Here is a 9,299-nt window from a genome sequence, read left to right as displayed (position 1 = left end):
AATCGAAGTAATGGATGGTAGAATCCTGCTTCAGCAACCCTACTTCATCCTCATTTTTAGGATTGAATTTAAGGTAAAGATGTGAAGGGCGTACTTCAAATCCAGCAGTTTGTTTGGGGTTTTTAGCTCTTAGCTGTTCAAGAGCTGTCTTCATGATTTCAACAGAATAAGGATTTTTCAAAACGATGGAATCCCCGGAAAATGAACGGGCATAAGCGTTAGTGTTACTCTGCTCTAAAGCCGCTTCATTATGCATTTCAGTTAGGTCATCTTTACAGGAATACTGAAAAGAGAGTAATAAGGCGCCAAAAGCAAATAGCAATATCTGCCCAAATTTAAAAGTGGTGCGTGTTTTCATTGTAAGTTATTAGTTTTTTTACGCCCTAAAAATAGGATAAAAAAATAAAAATATCATGCACTTTAAAAACAATTATTCGTTAATTCTTTATTATTCTTTACACATTTATCTAAACATCCTGAAAAAGATTAAAAAATTCATCATTTCCATATAGAATAATACCTCCGAAAAATCAGAGGTATTATTGATAATATGTAGATGTGTTTTTTTTTGAATTACTCTTTAATCAGTTTTTCATAAGACATGCTTCCGTCTTTCAATAGAATTTCAAAATAATAAATTCCCGACTTCAGATCTTCAATGCTAATGGTTTCTTTATTCGGTTGTACAGATTTTATCTTTCTTCCTGCCGCTTCATAAATATCAATAGATTTGATACGGTCAAAGTTTTTAAAACTAATTGTTTCTTTAGCAGGATTGGGATAAAGACTTACTTTCTTAGATTCAGCAGCAGCTTCGCTGGTTGATAAGTTGCTTGCCGTCATTGTCAGTGTAGCATATCCTCTATTAGAAGAGCTATGTTGAGATATTGCAGTACTTCCTCCTCTAGCAAAAAATATATCCAAAGGACCCGCTGCATTTGGGATCACAAAATCCCCGGCACTTCCGGATAAACTCCTGGTTGCAATAATAGTCCGGGTACTTCCTGAAACGGTGTTAGAGACCAGCGTCCAATCCTGAACAGCATCTACACTGGGGAACGCTCCAATACCATTAAAACTATAATCAAGATTTGAGCTGCTGTTATAAATAAATCCGTCTGCACCGGCTTCCATCCCGGAATCACCAGCACCTATTCCCAGGTAGGAAGTACTGTTTCCCGTAAGTGTCAAGGTTGCCAATGTTGGTGAAGTTTCCAGTTTCACGGTCATTCCTGTAGCCCCAAGATTTACAACACCTGAGGAAAACTGGGCCCATGCGAAATTGGCAAGAGCCATACTTACTGTGAGTAAAAGTTTTTTCATATCAATTTTTTAAGAGGTTAATAATGTCTTTTTTATCTGTTTTTAATGCATATTCAAAAGGGGTCATTCCCATTGAATCTTTTTTTGTTTTATCTGCTTTGTACTTCAACAGCAGCTCGACCAATTCTTTGTTTCCAAATTTCACAGCCCAGAATAATGGTGTATAGCCTGTAGTATCAGCTATATTGGGATCAGCATTTTTCTTCAATAAACGCTCTACGAGATCTTTATTATATTTTACCGAAAGTCCTGATAAGGCTGTTCCTTCGTCACTTTTATAATTCACATCTTTTACATGATCAATCAGAAATTTAGCCACCTCTACATTTCCTCTGTAACAGGCCAAAATAAGTGGTGAAAATCCGTTTTCATTGGTTTGATTAATCACATCCGGGTTTTGCTTCATCAGCTCCTGTACCTCAGTGACAGTTCCACTTCTCGCAATATCAAATATTGACTTTGCTTTTTCCTGAGCAAATACTAATGAGCTCAGGAAGACCGTTAATAATAAAATCAGATTTCTCATTGTTTTATCAATATATAGTTATATTCAACATTGATGCTTTCTGCAATTTTTTTGGTGACCATCTTTGGGATTGTCACTTTATAATCTGCCGGTCTGGCAATAAAATTTCCCTGCATATAAATTTTACCGTCTTTAGCATATATAGTGGCTGCAGAAGCTACTGCTTTATCTACTCCGTGAAAATTAAGGCTTCCCTGGATTGTATATTTCTGGGGACTGGCCGTCAGTTTTGTTTTATCAAAACTGATAATTTTCCCTTTGAAAGTAGTCTTTGGATACTTTGCTGTTTCTGCATAGCTTTCATTAAAGTGCTCTTCCATTAATTTTGTTTTAAAATGAAAGTTTTTAACTGCTGAAACCGATGCTATTTCTCCAGTATCACTATTGAAGACTACCAGATTATTATCATCCTGAGCATATACATCTTCAAATAAAGGTACTGAAGCTTCAAAAGTTACCTTACCCGTTTTAGAGCTGTATTTCTGGGCTGAAGCATACCCTGTAAATAGAAGTGATGCGCTGATTAATATTATTTTTTTCATATCAAATTTTTTAATTTTCAGTTAATCCATCAGCTTTCCATTTGATGAAAATATTAATTTGTGTTGCCGACAGGGATCCTCCTTTAGGCATTTTTTCAGGGTCACCGTTTGGTCTTTGGATCCGGTCCAGGATTCCATCTATATTATTCTTTGCCTGATCGTAGGTCACTAAAGGTTTAAAGCTACCTGCGGAGTGACAGCCGATACAGTTGTTGTCTATAATCGGTTTTACATCGGCAGTGTATTTTACCGGCAGTGTAATAGGGGTATTATCTGAAATCTCTTCATAGGTTCTGCTATCACAGGAGTTCAGTATTCCTACTGATGAAAGGATCACGAGGTATGTTAACTTTCTCATATTAAAAAACTCTATAAAGATTAAACCCAAAGAAAATATGTCCTTTCCCCCATTCACCTGATGCATTGGTAAGATATCCTATATCTGAATTAATCTGGGAGTTCGAGAATAAAAGCTGGAACACATGTCCCCCGGTTTCTATATCCACCCCTAAAGAAAGAGGGTTTTTATAGAAACTGTGATTGTCAAAATTCACAAAATATTCTGCATTTACAGAAACTCTCTTTGAAATTTTATAGCGTCCGCCTAACCCTGCTAAAAATTGGTTTTTATCTTCATTTTTAGGCTCATACAGATTCTTATGAACATATGAAGGGGTAAGCTGCAGTGAAAGTTTATCGTTAAATCGTCTTGAAATTAAAGCCTGGGTAAGATAAGAAAGTCTGTCGTTGAATTTAAGAAACGGATAGTTGTCCTTACTGAGATCCGTGTTTACACCCATCACATTATACCCAACAATATCTACCGGAAAATCATCATTCTGTCTTATCAGCCTGTACTTGACAGCACCTTCAAAGGTTTTCATATTTGTTTCCCTTGACAAACTCACAGAGATGGCATCGCTGATACCATAAATCACGCCTAATTTTGTGGAGGCGTTATCCAGTCCAAAAAAGTTTTTAAATCCTGTGCTTACATCACCAAATCTATGGGCTACAATAATGTACCATTCTTTTTTGGCGGCAAGCTTTGTAGATTGTCCTGTAACAATCTGTAATGCTTTGAAAGCAGGTTGTGAAAATTCCGTATCGGTTTTAATAGTATCAATATCTTTCAACAGATCTTCCTGTGCAAAGGCAAAACCTGATGAAAATACTGACAAAAATAAGAGAGCTTTTGTCATATACAATTTGAATTAAATTATCATATGACAAACTTATCAAGTTCTCAATTCAAAATTATGTGATAAAAGTCACCAAAGACATTGTTTTTATCAATCATAAAACAAAAACTTTTGAAACATTACAAATTAGATTAGTCTAACATTTTCATTTACAGCAACTTTGATCCCTTCTTTGGTCTGCAGAATCTCTCCGTCGCTCTCTATTTTTTTTAACACTCTGCTTACCACTTCTCTGGAAGTACCCAGACTGCTTGCAATTTCACGATGGGTAATTTTTAAAGGATTTCTTCCGGTACTGGTGATCTGCTGTTTAATATAATTCAGTACCCTTTTGTCCAGTCTATGAAAAACAGCATCATTGACCATATTCATGACCTCTGAAAAACGTCTGTCATACTCACGATAAAATAGTTTATTGATCTCCGGAAACCTGATCAGCCAGTCATGCATCACAGAAACAGGAATCAATAAGGCTTCAGATTCTTCTTCAGCCACCGCAAATACGCGGCTTACATAATCTGTAAAAATAGAAGAGAAAGTCATCAGACAGCTGTCACTAGGTTTAATAAAATAATAGATGAGTTCTCTGCCGTCATTAAGAGTGAAAACTTTAATAGAACCTTTTATCAGAAAGGGTACATATTTATTTTTCTGGCCTTCTCTTATGATTTCTGTTTTTGCTTTTATATCAACAATAACAGCATGCTGTTGGAGTTCACTTAAAAAAACTTTTCCAAGAAAACCAAATTTATCAAGAATAAACACATTATCTGTCATATCAATTTTATCAAAATGTAATATTCAAATATATAAAATTGGATCATTGTTATGATGATTCAGTACCGTTAAAGTTGTGTTATAAATTGTAGGGTATATTTTAACCGGATATATGGCATAAAAAATGCCCCAATTTTCATTGGGGCATGGTATTTATTGTAAAAGAAATCTTACGCTTGAACGTTGTTTCCTCCTAATACGAAAGGCTCAACTTCTTTGATTTCTCCGAACTGCTGCTCATAGTTAGCGATGTTCTGTTGAAGAGCGTTTAAAACTCTCTTAGCGTGAAGTGGAGCAAGAATTACTCTTGATCTTACTTTAGCTTGCTGTACCCCCGGCATTAATTGGATGAAATCTACTACGAACTCAGATGGAGAGTGGTTTACTAAAGCTAAATTAGCATAGATACCAGCAGCTACCATTTCGTTTAATTCGATGTTGATGTTTCCGTCTTGTGGATTTTGATTGTTGTCCATTGTTATAAATTATGTTTTTTAAATTCGAAATTTGAGATTGTGAAAATATAAAAATAAATCCAAACCTCAAATTTCAAATCATTAATTTTAGTTAAGGTCTTCGAATTCTTTCTTAGAACCTACAATAACATTCTGATATTCTTTAAGACCTGTACCTGCAGGGATTCTGTGCCCTACAATTACATTTTCTTTAAGACCACTAAGGGCATCAATTTTTCCAGCAACAGCCGCTTCATTTAGAACCTTCGTTGTTTCCTGGAATGATGCTGCAGACATGAATGACTTAGTCTGAAGAGCCGCTCTTGTGATACCTTGCAATACAGGCGTTGCTGTAGCAGGAAGTGCTTCTCTTACTTCTACCAAGTTTTGATCTTCACGTCTTAGCTTAGAGTTTTCATCTCTTAATTCTCTTGCAGTAATCATCTGACCTGGTCTGAATTCTTTAGAATCACCAGCCTCTACTACTACTTTAAGACCAAATACTCTGTTGTTCTCTTCCAAGAAGTCATACTTATGTTCCAGAGCTCCTTCAAGGAATTGAGTATCACCTCCATCTACGATAGATACTTTTGTCATCATCTGTCTTACGATAATTTCAAAGTGCTTATCATCAATTTTTACCCCCTGAAGACGGTAAACTTCCTGAATCTCATTTACTAAGTATTCCTGAACCGCAGTTGGGCCCTTGATTCTTAAGATATCATCCGGTGTGATAGAACCGTCAGATAGTGGAGAACCAGCTCTTACGAAGTCATTCTCCTGAACCAAGATCTGGTTAGAAAGTTTTACCAGGTAAATCTTTCTTTCTCCAGTTTTAGCTTCTACGATCAATTCTCGGTTACCTCTCTTAATTTTTCCGTAAGAAACTACCCCGTCGATTTCAGTAACAACCGCTGGGTTTGAAGGGTTTCTTGCTTCGAATAATTCGGTAACTCTTGGAAGACCTCCGGTGATATCCCCTGCTTTTGCAGATTTTCTTGGGATTTTGATTAAGACTTTACCAGCCTTAATTTTCTCACCATCATTTACCATTAAGTGGGCTCCTACCGGTAAGTTGTATGCTCTTTGCTCAACTCCTTTAGAATCTACCACCTTCAAGGTAGGTACGGCTTTCTTATTTCTAGATTCAGAGATTACTTTCTCTTCGAATCCTGTTTGTTCGTCAATTTCAAGCTGGAATGAAATACCCTGGATAATATCTTCATATTCTACCTTACCAGAAGTTTCAGCAATGATAACCGCGTTATACGGATCCCATCTACAGATGGTATCTCCTTTCTTCACTTTATCACCTGGTTTTACAGATAATATAGATCCATAAGGTACGTTAGCTATCATTAATGGAGTTTTAGACTCCGCAGCAACTAATCTGAATTCCGTTGAACGGGAAACTACTACCTCAGCTGTATTACCGTTTTCATCTTCAGAAGTAATTGTTCTTACATCATCCATTTCAACGATACCATCTCTTCTAGCTACAATAGATGGGTTTTCTGATACGTTTCCTGCAGTACCCCCTTGGTGGAAGGTTCTCAACGTAAGCTGAGTACCTGGTTCCCCAATTGACTGTGCTGCAATTACACCTACCGCTTCACCCATATGGATCACTTTACCTGTTGCTAAGTTTCTACCGTAACATTTCGCACAGATCCCTTTCTTAGCTTCACAAGTTAATGGCGAACGAACCTCAACAGCTTCTAATCCAGCTTCTTCAATTCTTTTTGCCAATTCTTCAATGATTACCTGATCTGCACTAGCAATAAGCTCGTCAGTTTCAGGGTCATAGATATTATGAAGAGATACTCTACCTAAGATTCTTTCAGAGATTCTTTCAACGATCTCGTCATTTTTCTTAAGTGCAGTAACTTCTGTTCCTCTAAGTGTTCCACAGTCATCTTCTGTAACGATAACGTCCTGTGCAACGTCTACCAATCTTCTCGTTAGGTAACCAGCATCGGCTGTCTTAAGAGCGGTATCCGCAAGACCCTTACGAGCACCGTGAGTAGAGATAAAGTACTCTAAGATCGAAAGACCTTCCTTAAAGTTTGCAAGGATCGGGTTTTCGATGATCTCCGCACCGGTAGAACCAGCTTTTTGCGGTTTCGCCATCAAACCTCTCATCCCTGATAACTGACGGATCTGTTCTTTAGAACCCCTCGCCCCAGAGTCAAGCATCATATACACAGAGTTGAAACCACCTTGGTCGGTTTTCATTCTGCTCATGATCATTTCAGTTAATCCAGCGTTGGTGTTAGTCCAAACGTCAATTACCTGGTTATAACGTTCTGTATCGGTAATTAGACCCATGTTATAGTTAGCTCTAATTTCGTCTACAGTTTCAATTGAAGTAGCAATCATCTGCTTTTTCTCTACAGGTACTACGATATCTCCAAGAGAGAACGATAGACCTCCTTTGAATGCATTTGAATACCCTAAGTCTTTCATTGCATCAAGGAACTTCACAGTAGTAGGGAAATCCGTATCGGCAAGGATCTTACCAATAACGTTTCTCAATGATTTCTTAGTAAGAAGTTCATTGATATATCCTGATTGTTTAGGTACAATCTGGTTGAATAAAATTCTACCTACAGAAGTTTCGATCAATCTTGTTACTATTACTCCGTCTTCTTTAACAGGTAGTCTACATCTTACCTTAGCATTTAAAGAAACTCTACCTTCAGCATAAGCAATTTCTGCTTCCTCAGGAGAATAGAATGCAAGACCTTCACCTTTTACTTTCATATCTTCTGTAGAACTCAATTCTTTAGTCATGAAATAAAGACCAAGAACCATGTCCTGAGAAGGTACTGTAATTGGAGAACCGTTTGCAGGGTTCAAGATATTCTGAGAACCTAACATTAATAACTGAGCTTCAAGGATCGCTTCTGGTCCTAACGGTAAGTGTACCGCCATCTGGTCACCATCGAAATCGGCGTTGAATGCTGTTGTTACTAACGGGTGTAGCTGGATTGCCTTACCTTCGATCATCTTAGGTTGGAAAGCCTGAATCCCCAGTCTGTGAAGCGTAGGTGCTCTGTTCAGTAGAACAGGGTGACCTTTCATCACGTTTTCAAGGATATCATATACTACAGGCTCTTTTCTGTCGATAATTCTCTTTGCAGATTTCACAGTTTTTACAATTCCTCTCTCGATCAGTTTTCTGATGATAAACGGTTTGTAAAGCTCAGCTGCCATATCTTTAGGAATACCACATTCGTGAAGCTGTAAGTTTGGACCTACAACAATTACCGAACGCGCAGAGTAGTCAACCCTTTTCCCTAGTAAGTTCTGACGGAAACGACCTTGCTTACCTTTCAATGAATCAGAAAGTGATTTCAATGGTCTGTTTGATTCAGATTTTACTGCAGAAGATTTTCTTGTGTTATCGAATAATGAATCTACAGATTCCTGAAGCATACGCTTCTCGTTTCTCAAGATTACTTCAGGAGCTTTGATCTCCAATAATCTCTTCAAACGGTTATTTCTGATAATAACTCTTCTATAAAGGTCATTAAGGTCAGAAGTAGCGAAACGTCCTCCATCCAATGGAACTAATGGTCTTAGTTCTGGTGGTATAACAGGAAGCACACGCATAATCATCCACTCTGGTCTGTTGATCATTCTTGTATTGGCACCTCTCAATGCTTCTACAACGTTCAATCTTTTCAGTGCTTCAGTTCTTCTTTGCTTAGAACCTTCGTTATGAGCTTTGTGTCTTAAGTCAAAAGATAATGCATCAAGATCAATTCTCTTTAATAGATCTTCCACAGCTTCAGCACCCATTCTGGCGATGAATTTGTTTGGATCAGAATCATCAAGATACTGGTTTTCTACAGGAAGAGTTTCCATAATGTCAAGGTACTCTTCTTCTGTTAAGAATTCCATATTTTCAAAATCAGAACCATCTAATTTTTTGGCAATACCCTGTTGGATCACTACATATCTTTCGTAGTAGATGATCATATCTAATTTCTTAGAAGGGATTCCCAAAAGGTATCCGATTTTGTTTGGTAATGAACGGAAGTACCAGATGTGAGCAATAGGAACAACCAAACCGATATGTCCGATTCTTTCTCTTCTTACTTTTTTCTCGGTAACTTCTACACCACAACGGTCACAAACGATCCCTTTGTAACGAATTCTCTTATATTTACCACAAGCACATTCGTAATCCTTTACAGGACCAAAGATTTTCTCACAGAATAATCCGTCTCTTTCAGGTTTGTGAGTTCTGTAGTTAATAGTTTCTGGTTTTAAAACCTCTCCTCTTGAGTCCTGTAAAATAGACTCTGGTGAAGCTAAACCAATGGTTATTTTATTAAATCTACTTGTTTTATTTTTATTTGACATAATTTTTTTAGATTTTAGATTTCAGAGTTCAGATTTCAGACGAAATCATCATTCCAAATTCAAGGATTATAAAATTTTTAGAGTCGCATAATCTGACAACCAG

Annotated in this window: 9 protein-coding genes; all 9 read right to left on the bottom strand. The window is 37.1% G+C overall.

Annotated features, from left to right (window positions below):
- Window positions 1-358 (bottom strand): hypothetical protein (locus JML65_RS23210; RefSeq protein ID WP_202272469.1); only part of this gene is annotated, 358 nt, incomplete at its 3' end.
- 215 nt (window positions 359-573) lie between these two features.
- On the bottom strand, window positions 574-1,323 hold the full coding sequence (locus JML65_RS23205; RefSeq protein ID WP_202272467.1) for a T9SS type A sorting domain-containing protein: 750 nt from the start codon (window positions 1,321-1,323) through the stop codon (window positions 574-576).
- Between the two features lies 1 nt (window position 1,324).
- Complete coding sequence (locus JML65_RS23200; protein ID WP_202272465.1) at window positions 1,325-1,849, bottom strand: ankyrin repeat domain-containing protein; 525 nt, start codon at window positions 1,847-1,849, stop codon at window positions 1,325-1,327.
- Window positions 1,846-2,391: a YceI family protein gene (locus JML65_RS23195; RefSeq protein WP_202272463.1), complete on the bottom strand. Its 546-nt coding sequence runs from the start codon at window positions 2,389-2,391 to the stop codon at window positions 1,846-1,848. The genes JML65_RS23200 and JML65_RS23195 overlap by 4 nt, the downstream gene beginning before the upstream one ends.
- A gap of 10 nt (window positions 2,392-2,401) precedes the next feature.
- On the bottom strand, window positions 2,402-2,749 hold the full coding sequence (locus JML65_RS23190; RefSeq protein WP_237390974.1) for a hypothetical protein: 348 nt from the start codon (window positions 2,747-2,749) through the stop codon (window positions 2,402-2,404).
- Between the two features lies 1 nt (window position 2,750).
- Window positions 2,751-3,593: a DUF5777 family beta-barrel protein gene (locus JML65_RS23185; RefSeq protein WP_202272460.1), complete on the bottom strand. Its 843-nt coding sequence runs from the start codon at window positions 3,591-3,593 to the stop codon at window positions 2,751-2,753.
- A gap of 126 nt (window positions 3,594-3,719) precedes the next feature.
- Window positions 3,720-4,370 carry a Crp/Fnr family transcriptional regulator gene (locus JML65_RS23180; RefSeq protein ID WP_047493599.1) on the bottom strand — a complete coding sequence of 217 codons (651 nt, stop codon included), beginning with the start codon at window positions 4,368-4,370 and terminating at the stop codon, window positions 3,720-3,722.
- 170 nt (window positions 4,371-4,540) lie between these two features.
- On the bottom strand, window positions 4,541-4,846 hold the full coding sequence (locus JML65_RS23175; protein ID WP_002976436.1) for a DUF3467 domain-containing protein: 306 nt from the start codon (window positions 4,844-4,846) through the stop codon (window positions 4,541-4,543).
- Between the two features lie 87 nt (window positions 4,847-4,933).
- Window positions 4,934-9,196, bottom strand: a complete 4,263-nt coding sequence (gene rpoC / locus JML65_RS23170; protein WP_047493597.1) for a DNA-directed RNA polymerase subunit beta' — start codon at window positions 9,194-9,196, stop codon at window positions 4,934-4,936.
- Between the last annotated feature and the right edge of the window lie 103 nt (window positions 9,197-9,299).

It is taken from the genome of Chryseobacterium sp. KMC2 (assembly GCF_016756935.1).
Classification (GTDB): domain Bacteria; phylum Bacteroidota; class Bacteroidia; order Flavobacteriales; family Weeksellaceae; genus Chryseobacterium; species Chryseobacterium rhizosphaerae.
Note: the sequence above shows the minus strand (reverse complement) of the source record. Positions and strands in the feature narration are given on the sequence as shown.

Coding starts and splice junctions, on each gene's coding strand:
- JML65_RS23180 (WP_047493599.1), bottom strand. CDS start 4,370: ATGACAGATAATGTGTTTATTCTTGATAAATTTGGTTTTCTTGGAAAA.
- JML65_RS23195 (WP_202272463.1), bottom strand. CDS start 2,391: ATGAAAAAAATAATATTAATCAGCGCATCACTTCTATTTACAGGGTAT.
- JML65_RS23175 (WP_002976436.1), bottom strand. CDS start 4,846: ATGGACAACAATCAAAATCCACAAGACGGAAACATCAACATCGAATTA.
- JML65_RS23205 (WP_202272467.1), bottom strand. CDS start 1,323: ATGAAAAAACTTTTACTCACAGTAAGTATGGCTCTTGCCAATTTCGCA.
- rpoC (WP_047493597.1), bottom strand. CDS start 9,196: ATGTCAAATAAAAATAAAACAAGTAGATTTAATAAAATAACCATTGGT.
- JML65_RS23190 (WP_237390974.1), bottom strand. CDS start 2,749: ATGAGAAAGTTAACATACCTCGTGATCCTTTCATCAGTAGGAATACTG.
- JML65_RS23200 (WP_202272465.1), bottom strand. CDS start 1,849: ATGAGAAATCTGATTTTATTATTAACGGTCTTCCTGAGCTCATTAGTA.
- JML65_RS23185 (WP_202272460.1), bottom strand. CDS start 3,593: ATGACAAAAGCTCTCTTATTTTTGTCAGTATTTTCATCAGGTTTTGCC.